Genomic DNA, 19,474 nt, shown 5'->3' with positions numbered 1-19,474 from the left:
GCACAGTAATGATTAGTAATAAAACCGCCCTGAATGATGCAAAGGCATTAAAAAAAGGTTACAATGTGCCGTGTTCGTTTGGCAACGGCGGTCATTGGTTATATACTATACCTTTAGGAGCATAAAATGTTGCTAAAAGAATAAGTTCGGCATTGCCGAGTTTTCATAAAGTAAGGGGAATTGAAACATGGCTTTAAACGAAAAAGAATCAAAAATACTGAGCTACATAAAGGAAAATCCTTTCATTTCGCAGCAAGATTTAGCTACAAAGATTGGTCTGTCACGTCCCGCAGTGGCGAATATCATTTCCGGCTTAGTGAGACGGGGATACCTTTTGGGGAAAGCCTATGTCATCAATGACACGCGACCGATTGTCTGCATCGGCGCTGCCTGTATCGATCGCCGCTATTTCGTGGAAGGCGGTCTTGTTCATGGACAATCGAACAATGTCACCTCACAGACATCAATCGGCGGGGTTGCCCTCAGTATCGCTGAGAATCTGGGCAGGCTGCAGGAAGACGTCGTTATGCTGTCACTAGTCGGGGACGATGCGGAATGGCATACGATCGAAGAATCCATGCGACCATTGATGAAGACCTCCGAAGTGGAAATGGTCCCAGGCTTTTCGACAGGCACCTTTATGGAAGTCATCGATGAAAGCGGAAAAATGATTATTGGTTTAGCCGAAATGGATATCTATGAATACATGCAGCCGAAATGGTTGTTGAAACACCTGGCGACACTAAAGAGGGCGAAGATGATCATAATCGACTCGAACTGTCCGAAAGAAAGCGTGGAGCACTTGCTTGAAATCGGCGCGAAGTACAATATTCCGGTCACCCTAGTCAGCGCATCCTTGCTGAAACTGTATAATATCCCGGAAAATCTGAAGGGTTTGAAACTGCTGATTACGAAGCATGACGAAACCGAGAAACACTTCGGGATTGAAATCAAGGATGATGCCTCTTTGCGGGAAGCTTTGCAGCTTTGGTTGGATAAAGGGGTGCAGCATGTCATCATCACCAAAAACAGTCAGAGCGTCGGCTATGCCAGCGAAAAATACGGCATGCACGTCTATGACCTGAAGAACAGCAACAGCGACACCTACATATGGGGAACGAACGAAGCGCTCTGTGCCGGAATCGTGTATTCCTACTTGAGGACTGATGATATTTCGGAAATGATCCAGACTGGCTTAGTGAATGCCGTCATGTCATCGAAATCAGCCTACAAAGTCCGTCCGAACCTATCTCAAGCAGTATTGCGCAAGGATGTCAAAGAAATCGGTCAATTGGAAAGCAGAGAAATTTAGATGGACAAGAGCTTTCAGCTCAAGTGAAATGAAGCTATACCCCGATGGAATATTCATCGGAGTAACAAAATAACCAAAAAGAGCCTGCCACCCGGGCTCTTTTTTGGTTTGTAAATTTATCAACCGAAGCACCGCTAATCTTTTGTTTCTTCCGTAAGTATAGTAAAATAAGAGTAAGGAAAGCGTTTTCTGGTTGATTATTCCAAAGGAGTGAGTTTGAATGGTTCAGTATAAAAACATATTGATCCCAGTGGACGGATCGGAGGCTTCGATCAAGGCGTTCAAACAGGCGGTCCATATCGCTGAAAGGAACGATGCCGCGCTTTATCTTGTTGCGATACTTGATAAAAAAGATAATGCCGATGAAGCTGCACAGCTGCAGAAAGATAAGGACTCTTTATTCGATGAATTTGACAGATACGCGCGGGCAAACGGGGTCGCGGTGCACAAGGAAATGCGCACTGGCAGCCCTAAGGAAATGATTGCGAAGACGCTTGTGGAAGAATGGAATTGTGATTTGATTGTAATGGGTGCGACCGGTAAAGGCACCATCGCAAAATTGGTGGTCGGTTCAGTGACGAATCATGTCATCAAGCATGCACCGTGCGATGTATTAATTGTAAGGGAAGATTGATCAGACGCTTTTGAACCAAAGGATCAGGAGACGCAAAAAAAAGTCCAGTTACGTAAATGTAGCTGGACTTTCCTTTTTTCTACACAATAATTTTAGCGGTGCTGCCTTCCGCGGTGCGGTCGATTTCGATGTGGACTGGTATCCGCGTCTTTAGTTCCTCGACGTGTGAGATGATGCCGACCAGACGTCCGCTGCTGTTCAGGGAGAACAACGCTTCGATTGCGGAATCCAATGATTCGGGGTCCAGCGAACCGAAGCCTTCATCGATGAACAGCGTATCGATCTGGATGCCCCCACTGCGGCTCTGCATCACATCGCTGAGTCCAAGGGCGAGCGCAAGGGATGCCTTGAAGCTTTCGCCTCCCGATAACGTTTTGACGCTGCGGGTTTGGCCGGTGTAATGGTCGAATACATCCAGGTCCAGACCTTTGGCTCCGGCACCTTTTCCCTTGTCTTCCTTCCGCAATAACAGGTAACGGTTGTTGGTCATCTGTTGGAAGCGAAGGTTGGCGGCTTCGATGATTTCCTCGTAGTAGATCGCCAGCACATAGCGCTCGAAGGAAATATAGTCGGTTTCTTTGGTGCCGTTGGCGATGTCAGACAAGGTCCTGTATTTCTGGTAATCGGCAATGATCTGCTGCTGCTTTTTGTAGATTGCGGCGATTTCTTGGGCCGCTTTTCTGAGCATTTGGATGTCGCCTGCGAGCTGGTCTTTTTGCTCTTCCGACTCGCGGATGGCATTGTCGAGAAGCACTTTTTGCTCGGCGCAGGAGGCGATTGTCTGATCAGGATCCAATGCGGCTGCGGCTTTCCTTTGATCGCGCAAACGGGTCACTGTGACATTCAGGTCGTCTTCATGACTGCGGATCCGTTTCTGGATGTCCAGACACAGAGCCTTATCCAAAATCAGATGGTTGAAAGGTTCTTCCAGACCGGCAGCATCCAGTGCCGTTGTGTATATCGTCTCAGCATCCAGCAAAGCAGTTGTGGCTTCCTCTACCTGAGCTGAGTAGGTGGTCCGGTTGGCAAGGCAGACAGCTAGCTGTTTCTCGAGTTCCGTCAGCTCGCTTTTCAGTTTGTTGTAGCTGCCTGTGCAAGTATCAATCTTTTCGCTGAGCTGCAGTATCTCTTTTTGCACGGTTGCGATGTTCTTGTCGCCCAAAACTTTTTTATCCTGGTCGATTTCGGCCAACAGGTCCCGGGAAAGGGTTTCGTTCAAGAGCAGCGTTTGCTGAAGGGCAATACGGTTTTGGTCGATCGCCTGCAGTTTCGCTTCGATGTCGCTTTGCTCTCTGAAGAGGGCATCTTCTTCATCAAGCACCTTCTGTATATTTTTCATTTCCAAGAGGAATGCTTTTTCCGACGCAATCTCCGCATCGCGTTTTTCTTGCTGCTCCTGTTTGTAGCTTTCGAAAGTTTCAGCTTGGACGGCGAAATCATCGAAGAGATCAGCCAGCTGTTTTCGGATGCCGGAAAGTTCGGCAGTTGCTTGTTGGTACTCCGCATAGGCCTGATTCCGTTTTTTCTCCAGCAACTCCCGTTCCTGATCCGAAAGGGTGTCCGCCGTTTTTTTCGCGGGGGCGGGATGGTGTGTTGAACCGCAGACAAGGCAAGCCTCTCCGCCAACCAACTGTTCGGCTAAGATGCCGGCGATGTTGCGGTTGTAGAGGAGGGTTTCATCCTTGAACTGTTGATCGACAGTCACGTATGCTTTTTCGAGAATCAGGAATCGCTCGCCTTTTTCAAGTTGTTCAGCCAACAATTTTTCGGCCTGGACGATCCTTTTGTGGAGCTGATCGGATTGCTGCACGTTCATTCTGCAGGCACTCAATTGCTCTTGCATGATGGCAGCATCCTTTTGGGCTCGTTTCACCGTTACTAGCTTCTGCTGGCATTGTTCCTGTTTTATTTTTTGCGCTTGCAGGAGTTCCGCATGTTTCTGCAGTTCTTTCGTGGCATCTTCGCACGCTTTTTGGCAACTAGCCAGTTCTTTCTCTTTCTTAGCCAATGCGACAAGCTGTTTTTCCTGTTCCTTTGCGGCATCGACCTGTTCACGCAAGTCCGGAATCAGGGAAATCGCAACTTCAGCAGCTTCGAACGCCGGCTTTTTATCGCGAGAATCCTGATTCAATTGGTCGAAAAGATCGTCATTTTGTTTGGCTTGTTCCTGTTTTGCATCCTTGTTAGTGACTGCAGCGACGCACAGCAATCTTTTTTCCTCGGCTTTGACGGCTTGTTCATGGCGTTCCAACTGCCGTTTCCATCCGAGGACAGATGATTCCTCTTCCTCAAGAACTTTGAGCCGTGCCTCCAGCTGTGCGATGTCTTCCAGCAATTTGATGGTATCGCTAGTGGATTGGCTTTGTAGACGCAAAGCCGCGAGCTGCAGTTCTTTGGCGTTGCGTTCTTCTTCGAGGGCCGCCAACAGTTCCGCGATCCGAACGAAAATGCGTTCGGTGTCCTGTAAGATGAGCACTTCCTGCAAGGCGTCGTCATATATTCCGGAGGCAAACGAGTAGGCTGTCTGAAGCGAGTCCTGTGCGGAAGTCGCTTGGCTTTGCAGGGATTTGGCTTTCTCCTTCAGCTCCTCCTGGAAACTTTTCAGGATTTCGGTCCCAAAAATGTTCCGGAAGATCATCTCTTTTTCGTTGCTGTTCGATTCGAGCAGTTTCTTGAACTCTCCCTGGGGCAACATTACGATCTGTTTGAATTGCTCGTAGTTCAAGGAAAGCAGCTGTTCTATTTCCGCATTGGCATCGCGCGCTTTCGTCGTCACGGTGTCGTCATGGTAAAAGGCCACATCAGCCAGAAGGTTGATGATTTTACCGCTCTTTCCAGGACCCGTCTGGGCAGGGGAGCGTCTGACGCGATAGGTCTTCCCGTTGTATTCGAACGTCAGATCGACGTAGCAGATGGTTTCTTCCGCTGCAAACTGGGACTTGAACGTGTCTTTTTCCCGGCTGCTTCCGCTGGCGACATCATAAAGTGCATAGGCAATGGCGTCGAAAATCGTGGTCTTGCCGGCACCTGTTGGCCCGCTCACCAGGAACAGCGTTTGGTTCTGGAATTGTGTGAAGTCCAATACGATTTTTTCTTTGTATGGCCCGAAGGCACTCACTTCTAATCTTAAGGGTCTCATCTAATCTTTCCTTTCCAAAGCGGCAAAGACATCCGCAACGATTTTTTGACCGGATTCATCCAATTCGATGGCGCGGTATTGCTCATAAAAATCCTTGAAGAGATCCGGGTATGACAACTGTTGGAGATCTTCGCGGTTATGCTGCAGGGCCACCGATTCGGTTTCTCTCCGGCTGACGTATTCGAGGCCCATCGCGTGTGGATAGCGACGGCGCAATTGATTCATCGCATCCAGTACATATTCCGTATCCTCCAGTTCAAAAAACAGGTAATCGTCGGATTGGCCGTTCATCAACTCGGAAAACGTGCTTCTGATTGTTCGCATATCACGCAAAGGATTGATGCGGAGCGGTTCGATTTCCAATTTGCCTTTTTCTATCGTTACGATGCTCGTCTGCTTTTGATGCGGGGTTTCCGACTTGGAATACTTCAGGATCGAGCCGCTGTAGCGGACCTTGTCGTTTTTGACTTTCTGGGCCTTGTGCAGATGGCCCAATGCGACATAATCGAAATCTTCGAACAGCGACACATCCACGTATTCGGAAGTGCCGATGCTGAGCGGACGTTCGGAATCGGAAGGCTCGCTCGTGTCGTTTCCGGACTGGATCACATAGCCATGCGCAATCAGGATGTTCACTTCATCCGGGTTCATCGTTGCTTTGACGGTCGCCAACTGCGCACGCACGGCATCCTCCATATTTTTGATGCTGTCATCCTTAAGCGTTTCCCGGACAAAGACATGATCCGCAAATGGCAACAGATAGAAATTGGTTCCCTGAAAGGGAACTTTGCGGATGACCTCTTTCATCGTTCCTTCTATGTAAAGGCGACTCTCGGCCAGCAGATCGGCGGCATATTCGATCCGTTCGTTACTGTCGTGGTTGCCGGCGATGACGAACACAGGGACGCCCAATTCCTTCACCATCCGGGTCAGCGTCCGGTTGGCCAAGGCAACCGCTTCTTTCGGAGGCAACGCGCGGTCGTAAAGGTCCCCGGCCATGATGATTGCATCGATATTTTTTTCTTTGAGTGTCTCTATCAGGTCCATCAAGTAGTGGCGCTGGTCATCCAGCATGGAAAAATCATTGACGATTTTGCCGAGATGCCAATCAGCTGTATGCAGTATTCTCATGGGAAAGTCTCCTGTCCATCGGTTAGTATTTTGTAATAAAAAAGTTGCGCGTATCTTATCGGTAAGCCAAATAAGTTCGTCTTCCATTATAACAGATTATCCAGTCGGCAAGCAGGGACAAATGCAGTGGCGTGAGTGAAATGCTAGTGATGTTGGCGTTTTTGGGCTATAGTATGGGTATGAGGTCAGGATAATAAAGAGCAGTTGAAGGAGGAACGGAAATGGATCTGGGGCTTAAGAACAAAGTGGCGTTGGTCATCGCTTCGAGCCAAGGATTGGGCAAGGCGGTGGCGAAGGAACTCGTCAAAGAAGGCGCGCACGTCATGCTCACGAGCAGAAGCGAAGACAAATTGGCTGAGGTGAAAGAAGAACTGGAAGCCTTGCATGGCGGAAAGGTCGCTTATTTCCCTTGCGACATCACCAAAAATGAGGATATTCAGAAACTTGTGGTAAGGACGCATGAAGTGTTCGGGAAAATCGATATCTTGCTGAACAATGCAGGCGGCCCTCCAAGCGGAAAATTCGATTCCTTTTCCGATGAGGCGTGGCAACAGGCGTTCGAATTGAACCTGTTGAGCTATATCCGGATCATCCGCGAAGTGCTGCCTGATCTTCGCAAAGAAGGCGGACGCATCGTCAATATCGCTTCGATTTCGGTGAAGACGCCGTTGCCGAATCTGGTCCTTTCCAATACATTCCGGAATGGTATCGTCGGTTTGAGCAAGACGCTTGCCGATGAATTGGCGTCCGACAACATTCTTGTGAATGTCGTTGCGCCGGGAAAAATCGAAACCGATCGTCTGAAATATCTGAATGAAGCGAACGCCAAAGCGAGAAAATTGTCATTGGCGGAAGTCGACAAAGCTGCAATTGCAGGCATTCCTTTGGGACGCTACGGTACACCGGAAGAATTCGCGAAAGCCGTCGTTTTCCTTCTTTCCGATGCAAACACCTACATTACCGGTAGCACACTTTATGTGGATGGTGGGGCAGTCAAAGCGATTTGAAGGCGAACCGCCATCCGAAACAGACAGGAGAATGAAATATGGGACAAGTAATCATCAACGCAGACGATTTTGGTCTCACAAATGGCGTGAACTACGGCATCATCGATAGTTTTTTGTACGGCATCACCACCTCGACGACTCTTATTGCAAACGGATCGGCTTTCGACCATGCAGTGGAGTTGGCATCCGATCATCCGGATCTGGAAATCGGGGTCCATCTGAATTTGACGCTAGGCAAGCCTTTACTGCCTGATTCAGTCAGCATCAGTGCCAATGGGCGTTTCCACACCAGGGAATACGTGCAGCAGCATGCGGCTTCGCTGGATTTGGATGAAGTCTATGCGGAGTGGCATGCGCAGATCGAAAAGGTGCGCAAGGCTGGCATCAAACCAACGCATTTGGATTCGCACCACCATGTGCATATGCTGGAGCCGCTCAACAAGGTCATCCTGTCGTTGGCGATCCAGCACGATCTGCCGATTCGGGATCACTTTGAAGGCAGCCATGGGGTGTTGCACACGGACCGCCAATTTGACCTCGGCTTCGCTGCTGAAAAACCGCAGGCCGAATTGGGAATGAGTGTGATGGAAAAATTGGATGACATCATGGCTGTCCTGGAAAAAGCGGATACTTCGGTTGAATTGATCGTCCATCCCGGTTATGTCGATGCAAGTTTGGAACGCGTGAGCAGTCTTCAGAAGGATCGGGCCTACATGGCGGAATTTTTGATGCACTCCGATTTTGCGGATCGGATTCGCGAAGATGAGGCAATCCAGTTGATTTCGTATGCTGAATTGAAGGAATAATGATGTTTGTGATTAAAGGCAGTCCTGTTCAGGAATGCCTTTTTTGTATTTATTACTAATTTATAATAATTATCATTAACAAAAATGAAGGGAGTAGTGATAGAATAGAGAAATGAAGCATAGCCGACCTGTACGGCGATTTTTGGGTTCGCAACAGTTTCGGCTGCAATTTGAATGACAAAGGAGTAATTTGAAAAATGGCATTATTGGAAATGGAACATCTGAGTTTTGTGTCGGATGGCAAAGTCATTCTGGACGACATCACCTATTCACTTGAGGAGGGTGAGTTTCTCTCGATAACCGGCCCGTCCGGAAGCGGCAAGAGCACCCTGTTGAAGATCATCGCGACCATCCTTTCTCGTACCGAAGGGGAAATACGCTACCAAGGCAAATCGTTGGATGCGTATGAACCTACCGAATACCGCAAGGAGGTTTCCTATACGTTCCAGACACCTGTTTTGTTCGGAAAAACCGTCCGCGATAATTTGGCTTTTCCTTACGAAATCCGCAAAAAGGAATTTGATGAAAAAAAAGCTATTTCGTATCTGGAGTCGCTGGGGCTGCCGAAGGAATACTTGGATAAAGAAATCAATACCTTGTCAGGCGGGGAAAAACAGCGTGTCGCTTTGATCCGCAACGTCCTGTTTCAACCGAAAATCCTCCTGCTCGATGAAGTGACGAGCGCCTTGGATGAAGCGAATCGCCAAATCATCTGGAAATGGCTCCAGGAAATGCGGGAGCATGCCGATATGACGATCATCATGGTCAGCCATAATGAGGAAGAATCCAGCTTGGCTGATAAGAACATCCATATCGTTGCAGGGAAAATCGTAAAAGGGGAGGGGAACTAAGATGGATCTACAAGTCAGTCCAATCACGCTCATGTTGAGCTTTTCGTTGGTGATGGTGGGAGTCTACATCTCCTACAAAGAAAAATTAGGCACTGCCAAAGACATTTTGTACAGCATTGCCAGAGCCGTTGTTCAGCTGATTGCGGTCGGGTACGTGTTGACGTATCTGTTCAATGTGAACAACACGATCGTCACTTTGGTGATGGTTGCAGTCATCGTCTTCAATGCGTCATGGAATGCCCACAAACGAAGCAGCAGTATCCCGAATTCCTTGAAGATTTCGCTCATCGCCATCTCTTCTTCAGCGATTTTGACGTTATCAATCTTGGTCCTGTCGGGGTCCGTCAAATTTATTCCTTCACAGATCGTTCCGATCACAGGCATGATAGCCGGGAATGCGATGACGACCATCGGCTTGTGCTACCGCAACCTGAATTCCTTGTTCCGCGATCAGCGCCAGCAGATTCTGGAAAAACTTTCACTGGGAGCGACTCCGAATCAAGCTTCGCGCACCATCTTGAGGGAAACAATCAAATCAGGCATGCAGCCATCCTTGGATTCCGCCAAAACGGTGGGTATCGTCTCCTTGCCGGGCATGATGTCGGGTCTGATGTTTGCCGGTACGGTACCGATGACGGCCATCATGTATCAGATCATGGTGACTTTCATGCTGGTGGCGGCGACAAGCATCTCCTCCTATATCGCATCTTTCTTGGCATACCGTGAATTCTACAATGACAGACAGCAATTGCGCGTCTGAAATTGTGCATCCTTTTGGTTGGTTCACCCTGAAAAGTATGGTATCCTTTCTATTATAATATTGATTTTGGAGGGAAAACGTTGAGCGGATTAATCTATCGCAGCACCCATCGCATCAAAGGCTATGAATGTGACATAACCGGTGAGATCACTTTGCCATCGCTCGTCAACCTGATGATGGACTTGTCGGGCCAACAAAGCGATTCACTCGGGAACACGAATGATCAGATGTCCGAAAGAGGACTCAGTTGGATCATCGTGCAGTACGATATGCAAATTGAACGCATGCCGCACCGAGGCGAAGAAATCATCCTGGAAACGGAAGCGATGAGCTATAACCGTTTCTTCACCTATCGCCGCTTCCGGGCTTATGATGAAAGTGAACGACTGTGTGCGGAAGTGATGACGAACTTCGTCATGATGGACATCGAGACCCGTAAAATGGTCCAGATCCAAAAAGACCTGCTGACCGTCTATCAGGCTGATGAAATCCGGACGATGGTGCGCATGCAGAAGCCGATTCAACTGGAGCCGGAAAACCGCAAGGAACAGGATTTTCGCGTCAGATACTTGGATATCGACTACAATCGCCATGTCAACAACGCCAAATATTTCGACTGGATCATCAACACGATCGACCCGAAATTCATCATGGATCACCAGATGACTGCCGTTACCATCAAGTACGAGAAAGAAGTCGAATACGGCAACAGCATCACCAGCGTCATGTCGACGAAAGAAGTGGAGAACGGCGAAATCATCACCGCGCATCGCATCATGAACGGCGAAGACTTGGCCTGCGAAGCCCATATGATCTGGAAAAAAGTATAAAAAGAAAGAAGGACAAACCGAATGCTCGGCTTGTCCTTCTTTTTTTGCAGGCTTTACAAGTGTTTTTTTATGCTTGTTCTTTATAAAGTGCGTTGATTCTTGCTTGAACGTCTTTATCTGCCAAGAAGTCTTCGTAAGTTGTTTCCATTCTGTCCACAACGCCGTTTGGAGTCACTTCGATGATACGGTTCGCAGTAGTGTTGATGAACTCGTAATCGTGTGAAGTGAATAATAACGCGCCTTTGAAGGCGATCATGCCGTCATTTAATGCAGTGATGGATTCAAGATCCAAGTGGTTCGTCGGATCATCCAATACCAAGACGTTTGCTTTGGAAAGCATCATTTTCGAAAGGATGATACGTACTTTCTCTCCCCCGGATAGGACAGAAACTTTCTTCATGACGTCTTCACCTGAGAACAGCATGCGGCCCAAAAAGCTGCGCAAGAAGGTATTGTCGTCCTCTTCTTTGCCTGCGAATTGGCGCAACCATTCCAAAATGGTGATGTCGGCAACCGGGAATTCATTCGTGTGGTCCTTCGGCAAGTAGCTTTGTGAAGTTGTAACGCCCCATTTGAAGGTACCACCGTCAGCTTCCATTTCACCCATCAAAATTTTGAAGAGGGTGGAAGTAGCGATATCTTTGCGGCTGGCGAAAGCGACTTTATCGTTTTTGTTCAACGCAAAGCTGATGTTGTCCAAAATTTTGACGCCATCGATTGTTTTGGAAAGGTTCGAAACAATCAATAAGTCATTACCGATTTCGCGTTCCGGAGTGAAGCCGACGAAAGGATATTTACGGGAGGATGGTTGAATATCATCCAATGTGATTTTGTCCAAGGTCTTTTTACGTGAAGTCGCTTGTTTGGATTTCGATGCATTTGCACTGAATCGCGCGATGAAGTCCTGCAATTCCTTGATCTGCTCTTCTTTTTTCGAATTGGAATCAGCAGCCAATTTAGCGGCCAATTGACTGGATTGCATCCAGAAGTCATAGTTTCCGACATAAAGTTTGATCTTTCCGAAGTCGACGTCACACATGTGCGTACAAACCGTGTTCAGGAAGTGACGGTCATGGGAAACAACGATAACGGTGTTCGGGAAGTTGATCAGGAACTCGGATAACCATTCGATGGATTCTTTGTCCAAACCGTTTGTAGGCTCGTCCAATAGCAATACGTCAGGTTTGCCGAATAATGCTTGCGCCAGCAAAACTTTTACTTTTTGCGGCTCCAGCAAGTCACTCATCTGCTTGTAGTGCAAGTCTTCACCGATTCCTAAACCTTGCAAGAGACTTGCAGCATCGGATTCGGCTTCCCATCCATCCAATTCAGCAAATTCGCCTTCAAGTTCGCCGGCTCTGATGCCGTCTTCTTCTGTGAAATCAGTTTTTGCATAAATGGCATTTTTTTCATCCATGATGGCATAAAGACGTTTGTGACCCATGATGACAGTGTCCAATACTTGATGGTCTTCGAAACCATAGTGATTCTGGTTCAGTACAGCTAAACGTTCATTTGGATCTAAAATGATGTCGCCGGTTGTGGGCTGGATGACGCCTGATAAAATCTTCAAGAAAGTAGATTTTCCAGCTCCGTTGGCACCGATGACGCCATAGCAGTTACCAGGGGTGAACTTTAGGTTGACATTGTCAAACAACTTGCGATCGGAAAATTGTAGGCTGACATTTGATACGGTAATCATTTTTTTACATTCCTCAATTCTTGTTTATAGTCAATTAATTCTAGCATATTCCTGAAAAAATAAAAGGATTTTAACAGAGTGTTTACAAAAAACGAGTGAGATTGTTTCTTTTGTGGCAATCGTTCGTACTGGTTTGTTGCAATATTGCTGTTATTTTACGGATGGCAACCAATACTCATGGACATTTTTTTTAAATGAGAAAATGGTAAGTTTTTTTGGGTTAGCGCTCCCAATTATAGTAACAGGAGGAATGCCGTGATAGAATGGACAAAATCGAAACAGAAAGTTGGCTGAGACTTAATGGATAAGAAATTATCGAATAAAGAATATATATACATAGGCTCCATGCTCTTCGGCTTATTTTTCGGTGCCGGCAACCTGATTTTCCCGGTCCATATGGGACAATTGGCTGGCCAAAACTTGATTCCGGCGATATTGGGATTTATCGTGACGGCAGTGGGGCTGCCGTTTTTGGGTATCGTGGCGATGGGGCTGTCCGGTAAAGAAAGCCTGCTGGAAATGGCGAGCAAAATCCATCCGAAGTACGGCGTGTTCTTCACCGCGGCACTCTATCTGACAATCGGACCCTTCTTTGCGACACCGCGTACCGCGACGGTCTCGTTCGAGGCAGCTTTTGCTCCTTATTTGGATCCTTCAATGACAAAAATGGCGCTGTTCCTGTTCTCGTTGCTTTTCTTTGCAGCTGTGCTGTGGTTTTCCCTGAAGCCATCCGAAATATTGAAATGGGTCGGCAAGGTACTGAACCCGATTTTTCTGGTTTTTCTTTCGATTCTGATCCTCTTCGGCTTTTTTGCGCCGATGGGTACAGCGAATGAAATACCGGTGGATGCGAGCTATCAGACAGGCGCATTCTTCAAAGGCTTTTTGGAAGGGTACAACACGATGGATGCGTTGGCTTCCTTGGCTTTCGGCATCATCGTCGTAACGACGATCCAAGGCCTGGGCGTCACAAAGCCAGCAACGATTGCGAAGGACACGATAAAATCCGGAACGATCAGCATGTTGTTGATGGCTGTCATTTACGGTTCGCTGGTTTACTTGGGCGCAACCAGCCGTGGTGTTTTTGAAATCAGCGACAACGGCGGTATCGCTTTGGCGCAGATCTCAAACGAGTACTTCGGCATCTTCGGCGCTGTTCTGTTTGCTGTCATCATCACCGTTGCCTGTCTAAAAACGGCAATCGGGCTGGTCACAGCCATCAGTGAAACGTTCGTGCTTATGTTTCCAAACTCATTGGACTACAAAAAATACGTCTATCTTTTTACAGCCATTTCCTTCGGTTTGGCGAATCTGGGCTTGAGCCAGATCATCGCCTTCTCGATTCCGGTGTTGATGTTCCTTTATCCACTCGCAATCACTTTAATTTTGCTGTCGATCACGAGCAGCCTGTTCAATGACCGGACGATCGTCTACCAGATGACGACCCTGTTCACCTTGCCTTTCGCAACCATTGATTTCCTGAAGGCTTTGCCGCAGGGAATCAAGGACGCTGTCGGCATGAATGGTGTCATCGCCTGGACCGATTCAGCGATTCCTTTATCAGATATCGGAATGGGGTGGCTGATCCCATCCGTGATCGGTTTTGCGATCGGTTTGGCAGTTTCGAAAAACAATAAATTAGCCTAATAGCGGCAAAAAAAGAAGGTCAGGAGCGCGCAGCTCTTGACCTTCTTCTTTCTGCCGTTATATAGGAATTTATGAAATGTTTCATGCGTTCCAAATCGTTGGCTAGCTTCACGGGTTAGCCCTTCGGAAATTAGATAAATTGGGCCTATTGCGCTCTACGATGCTCAGTTGGTCCAATTTCCTAAATTTCATTCAGGGCTGAACGAACCCGTTCCGCTTTTCTTATTTTTTGAATCTTCGTTGGATTTTTTTTAACCAGGAATCTTTTTCAGAGAGTATTGGGATTTCTTTTTCTTTATTCGCCAGTTCCATGAAATATTTTTGCGCATCCACCGCTGGTTTATCGTTACGGACGTGTCGATAGGTCCCGTCAGGGTGCAGTTCGCGCGCTTTCGTGTTGTCGGCGAGGTAGACATCCATCAAAGACAGGATTTCCTTCTTGATGGCTTTGTCCAGGATCGGAAACTCTATTTCGACGCGTTTGATCATATTGCGGGTCATCATGTCAGCGGAAGAAAGAAAAAGATTTTCATCCCCATTATGATGGAAATAGTAGATCCGGCTATGCTCCAGGAAGCGGCCGACGATGCTGCGGACATGGATGTTCTCGCTGACGCCCGGCACTTGGGGTTTCAGGCAGCAGATGCCGCGGATGATCAAATCGACCCGGACGCCGGCTTGGCTGGCTTCGTACAGTTTCATGATGACGCGTTTATCGGTCAAGGAATTCATTTTCGCAATGATATGCCCATTCCCGAATTGTTCATGCGAGGAGATTTCGTCATCGATGTACTCGATAAAGGAATCACGGATTTCGAATGGGGACACGTGCAGGTGATTGTACTCCGGTTGATCGGAATAGCCGCTCAAGTAGTTGAAGAAGTTAGTGGCATCCTCGCCGATTTCCTTATTGGCGGTGAAGATGGCCATATCGGTATAAAGTCTGGCTGTCTTATCGTTATAATTGCCGGTAGCCAGATGGACATAGCGGACGATCCGGTCATGATGTTTCTTTACGACCATCGTGATCTTGCTGTGAGTCTTCAAGTGGGTCATCCCGTAAAGGACATGTGCACCGGCTTCTTCCAATTCCTTGGCCCATTGCACATTGTTCTCTTCGTCGAAACGGGCTTTCAGTTCGACAAGCACGGTGACCTGTTTGCCGGATTCGGCTGCCGTCTTCAACCCTTCGATGATCGGTGAATCTTTGCTGACACGGTAAAGGGTCTGCTTGATGGCGATCGTATCCTCATCTTCAGCGGCGCTCTTGATGAAATCGACGACCGGATCAAACGAATCATAGGGATGGTGCAAGAAGACGTCCTGCTTTTCGACCACATCAAAGATGTCTTTTCCTGATAAATCACTCGGTGTGACCGGTGAGAAGTCAGGGTAAACGTCATCCGGCGAAGCAATCGCCAGATGACGCGTCAATTTGCTGAGGAAAGTAAGATCCAATGGGCCATCAATCAGGTAGACATCGCGATCGTCAAGATCCAGTTCTGTCTGCAGAAAGCGCACATCTCCCTGTAGTGAATCGATTGTATCGCGTGTGTCGACTTCAAGGCGGACTGCCATTCCGTTTTTGCGCTTCTTCAGGTAATCCTGGATGACCAAAAGCAGATCATCCGCACCATCCTCATGCAATTCCAAATCGGCATTACGTGTGATCCGGCAGCTGAAACTGTTCGTGACAGTGAAACCTTTGAATAAGGTATGGATGAAATGGCGCACAACATCTTCCAACAGGACGATGCCGATATCGTTTTTGTCCTCATCCAACAAGATGAACCGTTGCAGCAGTGCGGGAACAGGCACAATCGCAACCCGGGTCGTGTCCTCCTTCTCCAAGTTGATGAAAATATGGATCAGTTTGTTGTTCAAGTTAGGGAAGGGGCGGTATGCATCGATCCCTAGCGGCGTCAAAGCGGGAAAAATTTGCTCGTGGAAAGTTTCTTCTACGATAGCAAATTCACTTTTGGAAAGATCGCTGATTTTTTTGATGCGGACATTCTTCTCAGCCAATTTATTCAAAAGTTCATAATAGTACTCGTATTGTAAGGCGATGTTATCGTTATTCTTATCGGAGATAGCAGACAACTGTTCAAGAGGTCTCATATCGGTTTTGGTGTCGGTCAAATGATAGCCAAGTTTGAACTGATCCTGTAATCCGGCAACTCGAACCATGTAGAATTCATCAAGATTGGAACTTGCTATGGATAAAAAGTTCAGCTGTTCAAGCAAAGGGTTCTGAGGATCTTTTGCTTCCTCAATGACACGTTTGTTGAATTCCAGCCAACTCAGCTCCCGATTGAAATAATAATCCGCATTAGCAAGATTGGGTTTGCTATCTGATTCCATCATTGGGCACATCCGTTCATATATTTTCTAAGTTTTATTTATAGCATATTCTTGTTAATTTTCTGTAAATATAATGTTAAGTTTGCCGCTTAAGAGACGTTCGATATGTTTGCGTTGGCGCTCGGCGCGATATTCCTCCGCAAGAATGTCGCCCTTATAATAAAGCACCAGATCGTGTCCGTTTTTTGTTTTGTTGATCTTGATGTCCCGGATGACTGCCATATGGGAATCGTTGATGGCATCAGCGAACTTGATGATGCCGCCGAATGATTGCAGCTGATCGATCTGGGTCACTGTGAACCAATCCGTAAAGCCCAGCAGGTATTGGTTGACGAGCGACCGGTTTTTGAAGCTGGCCAATAAAGCGATACTTACCCGTTCCTTGTGGCTGATACCATCCAAGTCGCTGTTGGAAATGATGTAGAAAGTGTGCTGCGAACTGGCGCCCGTCTCGACGAATTGCCCGAGGTAATAAAGATAGCTTCCGAAATGCAATAGTTTTTCCATCTCCGGATTCTTGTCAAAAATACCCAGTCGGCACAATTCCTCATACAGCATATCGACCAATTTCACTCTTTGTTGTGCGACATGCGCTAAGGTGTGGTAGCTGGCGGCCAGTCTGCTCACCGTTTGAGCCGCTATGTTGAAAACGCTGAAGGCTTTATTTTCGTACTTGTTGTTGAGGAATTCCATCACGATGCCTTCGCGTAAGCCTTTATTGCTGAACAGGAATACTGGGGCCTTCACTTCATCGAAGAGGGTATTGAATACCACGTTCGCGGGTATGATCAGATCGGTGCGGTCCCGGCTCAGCCCATCCAGATTCTGCAGCTGCGCAATGCTCAATGACTGGAACAAATCCACTGTCTTTTGGAGGTCATTTCGGTACATGCGGTAACCGTGCACGCCTGCTAATCGATAATTGACTTGGCGTTGGTGGACATTCGCGATGCTGCGGGCAGAGCCGCCCATAGCTACGATCGGCACTTGTTTCTTGCTGAGCCATTTGATTGATTTGAACTGTTCCTTCACAAATTCCTGCATCTTCTTAATCGCTTTCGGGTCATTGTGAGCCTTGCCGTCGAAGAACATCTGCTTCAGGGTTACGACCCCAAAAGGGAAACTATGATACTGCTGCAGCTCCTTATTCTCATAGTAAGTGACTTCTGTGCTGCCGCCGCCGATGTCGATCGTGATACCGCTAGGGAATTGGGTCGTATGCAGAACGGCATAATTCCCATAATAGGCTTCTTTTTCTTCCGGCAACAACAGCATTTCGATTCCGGTCTTCTTGCGTACTTGCGCGATGATGTCGTCGCGGTTGGTGGATTGGCGGATAGCGGCTGTTGCTACCGGCATCAGGGTGCTGACTTGATACTGATCAGCGACCGATTTGAAACTTTTCAGGACTTTGATGAGGACATCGATCCCTGCTTGGGACATCTTTTTCTTTTTGTCCAAATACTGAAACAGGCGTGCGGGGGTCTTGATATTTTGGACTTGGAACATCGTAAAGTGTTCATCGATTTCAAAGATGACCAACCGGATGGTATTGGATCCGATATCGATTAAACCTATTCTCTCTAATAACATGAACGTCTCCTTCTGAATCCCGGATCTTCCAAGATTCCTCACTTTCCATTCTACTGGAATTCGGCAGGTTTGTCATAAAATTATCTTTTTCATATGCCGATTTAGGCAAGTACAGTGGACTTTTTGTTACAGCGGGGAATCTTATGTTACGGTCAGGTTACAAAACTGCTCATTAAAAGGCAAAACAAGCATTGAGTGAATCATTTGATATGAAACGGTAAAAGGAATGCAACCCTCCGTAAAGAGAAATTCGATATAATAAAGGAGCATTTTCCAACGAGAAAAGAGAGGCGTGAGATTTTGAATCATAAAAAGCGTATAGGGAAACTGATGTTGGCCGGCTTGGCAGCAAGTCTGACCCTTTCCATTACACAAGTTCAAGGTTCCACCTTAGATACCTTAACCCAAGAAGAACAAAAGACGGAAGCTCAAATCGCTTCTGTGGAAGTGACGATCGGTGAAACACTAGAGTCAATCAACCTGAAGCAGATGGGGATCGATGATCTAAAAGCACAGATTGATGCGACTGAAGAAAGCCAAATCGAAACACAAGCAGCCATCGAAGCGCAAAAAGCATTGATTGCTTCACGGAAAGAACAGCTTAAAACACGGCTCGTTGCTTTGCAGATTTCTGATGCAACGAAGAACCAAGTATTGATGTTACTGGATTCCGAAAATTTTGCCGATTTCATCAACAAAGCGTATGTAATCAGCGAATTGCAGTCTGCTGATAATGAACAGATCAAAACTGCCATTTCCGAAGAAGAGAAACTGGTGGCATTGGAAGAACAGTTAGCTGATGAAATCCAAACAGTCAAGGCTGCAGAGAGCCGCCTAAAATCCGAATCGACTGCGTTGGCGGAAGAATTGACTTCTTTGAAAGGCATCCTATCCGACAACCAAACTGTTTTGTCCCAAGTGAAAACGGAGTATGCGGATGAAGCTGCCCGTTTGGCTGCCGAAGAAGCGCAAGCAAAAGCTGATGCAGAGGCGGTTGCAGTTGCAGCCAAAGCGGCGGAAGAGCAGCAACTTGCGGAATCGAGCAGCGCAGTTGCGGTTGCCGAATCTGCATCGTCTGCAGCTTCATCGTCCGTTCAAGCACCGGTCAGCCAAATCACAGACAGTTCCGTTGCCGCTGTTGTAACGGCGCCTGTCGTGACTGTTACGGCTCCGACTGTGACAGAAACACCAGCTGCGCAGGGCAAAACATTGGTCGTATCGGCAACAGCCTATTCGCGCCACGAAGCGGGGTTATCCAACTTTACCGCTACTGGCATCGACTTGTCGGTCAATCCGATGGTCATTGCGGTAGATCCTTCCGTGATTCCGTTGGGAAGTCTGGTCAACGTACCGGGCTACGGCATCGCGATTGCAGGAGATACCGGTGGAGCAATCGTAGGGAACAAAATAGATTTGCACATGGAAAACCTGAATGCCGCACTTGCTTTCGGCAGACAGACTTTGACGATCACGATATTACAATAAAAAATAAAGAATCGGGCTAACTCAATTTTTTTTGAGAAAGCCCGATTCTTTTTGATCGGTTAGCGAGTTTCCTACTCCCAACTCCCCACCTCCGATGAAGGGAAGATTGGCCGGAGGTGAGGAGTTTGGAATCAGTTGCTCCTCCGGGGAGCCCCCCTTCATCGGAGGTAGCATCATGGTCGTCTTTTCAGCTCCGTCCAAGCCAAGTCTCCCCGG

Annotated in this window: 14 protein-coding genes; 9 read left to right on the top strand and 5 right to left on the bottom strand. The window is 47.5% G+C overall.

All coding sequences use genetic code 11. The features are described from left to right. The first annotated feature begins 187 nt into the window (after nt 1–187). Together ACKPBX_RS03420 and ACKPBX_RS03415 are read left to right on the top strand one after the other, a co-directional pair. Nucleotides 188–1,312 (top strand): carbohydrate kinase, encoded by a 1,125-nt coding sequence (locus ACKPBX_RS03420; RefSeq protein ID WP_319995991.1) that lies wholly within the window; start codon nt 188–190, stop codon nt 1,310–1,312. 220 nt (nt 1,313–1,532) lie between these two features. Next, complete coding sequence (locus ACKPBX_RS03415) at nt 1,533–1,946, top strand: universal stress protein (RefSeq protein ID WP_086627100.1); 414 nt, start codon at nt 1,533–1,535, stop codon at nt 1,944–1,946. A 79-nt stretch (nt 1,947–2,025) separates the two neighbouring features. Here ACKPBX_RS03415 and ACKPBX_RS03410 read toward each other — a convergent pair whose 3' ends face one another. After that, the gene (locus ACKPBX_RS03410; protein ID WP_319995990.1) at nt 2,026–5,085 is read right to left on the bottom strand and encodes an AAA family ATPase; all 3,060 of its coding nucleotides are present in this window, start codon (nt 5,083–5,085) and stop codon (nt 2,026–2,028) included. After that, a complete protein-coding gene (locus ACKPBX_RS03405; protein ID WP_319995989.1) occupies nt 5,086–6,216 on the bottom strand; it encodes an exonuclease SbcCD subunit D in 1,131 nt (376 codons plus the stop codon). Nucleotides 6,217–6,437: 221 nt separating this feature from the next. On the opposite strand from ACKPBX_RS03405, the gene ACKPBX_RS03400 reads away from it, so the two are divergent. From ACKPBX_RS03400 to ACKPBX_RS03380, 5 genes are all read left to right on the top strand, one after another. Then, nucleotides 6,438–7,223, top strand: coding sequence for an SDR family oxidoreductase (locus tag ACKPBX_RS03400; protein WP_319995988.1), 786 nt, complete (start codon nt 6,438–6,440; stop codon nt 7,221–7,223). A gap of 38 nt (nt 7,224–7,261) precedes the next feature. Continuing rightward, complete coding sequence (locus tag ACKPBX_RS03395; protein WP_086627110.1) at nt 7,262–8,029, top strand: ChbG/HpnK family deacetylase; 768 nt, start codon at nt 7,262–7,264, stop codon at nt 8,027–8,029. Nucleotides 8,030–8,226: 197 nt separating this feature from the next. Continuing rightward, on the top strand, nt 8,227–8,880 hold the full coding sequence (locus ACKPBX_RS03390; RefSeq protein WP_086627112.1) for an ABC transporter ATP-binding protein: 654 nt from the start codon (nt 8,227–8,229) through the stop codon (nt 8,878–8,880). A gap of 1 nt (nt 8,881) precedes the next feature. After that, the gene (locus tag ACKPBX_RS03385; protein WP_140185259.1) at nt 8,882–9,640 is read left to right on the top strand and encodes an ABC transporter permease; all 759 of its coding nucleotides are present in this window, start codon (nt 8,882–8,884) and stop codon (nt 9,638–9,640) included. Nucleotides 9,641–9,720: 80 nt separating this feature from the next. Next, on the top strand, nt 9,721–10,470 hold the full coding sequence (locus ACKPBX_RS03380) for an acyl-[acyl-carrier-protein] thioesterase (RefSeq protein ID WP_160117071.1): 750 nt from the start codon (nt 9,721–9,723) through the stop codon (nt 10,468–10,470). A 67-nt stretch (nt 10,471–10,537) separates the two neighbouring features. Here ACKPBX_RS03380 and ACKPBX_RS03375 read toward each other — a convergent pair whose 3' ends face one another. Then, nucleotides 10,538–12,172: an ABC-F family ATP-binding cassette domain-containing protein gene (locus ACKPBX_RS03375; RefSeq protein WP_086627118.1), complete on the bottom strand. Its 1,635-nt coding sequence runs from the start codon at nt 12,170–12,172 to the stop codon at nt 10,538–10,540. 300 nt (nt 12,173–12,472) lie between these two features. Between ACKPBX_RS03375 and brnQ the strand changes: the two genes are divergently transcribed. After that, a complete protein-coding gene (gene brnQ, locus ACKPBX_RS03370; protein ID WP_319995987.1) occupies nt 12,473–13,819 on the top strand; it encodes a branched-chain amino acid transport system II carrier protein in 1,347 nt (448 codons plus the stop codon). Between the two features lie 222 nt (nt 13,820–14,041). Here brnQ and ACKPBX_RS03365 read toward each other — a convergent pair whose 3' ends face one another. Together ACKPBX_RS03365 and ACKPBX_RS03360 are read right to left on the bottom strand one after the other, a co-directional pair. Beyond that, nucleotides 14,042–16,183, bottom strand: coding sequence for an RNA degradosome polyphosphate kinase (locus tag ACKPBX_RS03365; protein ID WP_319995986.1), 2,142 nt, complete (start codon nt 16,181–16,183; stop codon nt 14,042–14,044). Between the two features lie 51 nt (nt 16,184–16,234). After that, nucleotides 16,235–17,773, bottom strand: coding sequence for a Ppx/GppA phosphatase family protein (locus ACKPBX_RS03360; RefSeq protein WP_319995985.1), 1,539 nt, complete (start codon nt 17,771–17,773; stop codon nt 16,235–16,237). Nucleotides 17,774–18,073: 300 nt separating this feature from the next. Here ACKPBX_RS03360 and ACKPBX_RS03355 point away from each other — a divergent pair, with 300 nt between their 5' ends. After that, nucleotides 18,074–19,258, top strand: coding sequence for a 3D domain-containing protein (locus ACKPBX_RS03355; RefSeq protein ID WP_319995984.1), 1,185 nt, complete (start codon nt 18,074–18,076; stop codon nt 19,256–19,258). The last annotated feature ends 216 nt before the right edge of the window (nt 19,259–19,474 follow it).

It is taken from the genome of Trichococcus shcherbakoviae (assembly GCF_963666195.1).
In the GTDB taxonomy this organism is placed as follows: Bacteria; Bacillota; Bacilli; order Lactobacillales; family Aerococcaceae; genus Trichococcus; species Trichococcus shcherbakoviae.
The sequence above is the reverse complement of the archived record's forward strand: the minus strand, read 5'-3'. Positions and strand labels throughout refer to the sequence as shown.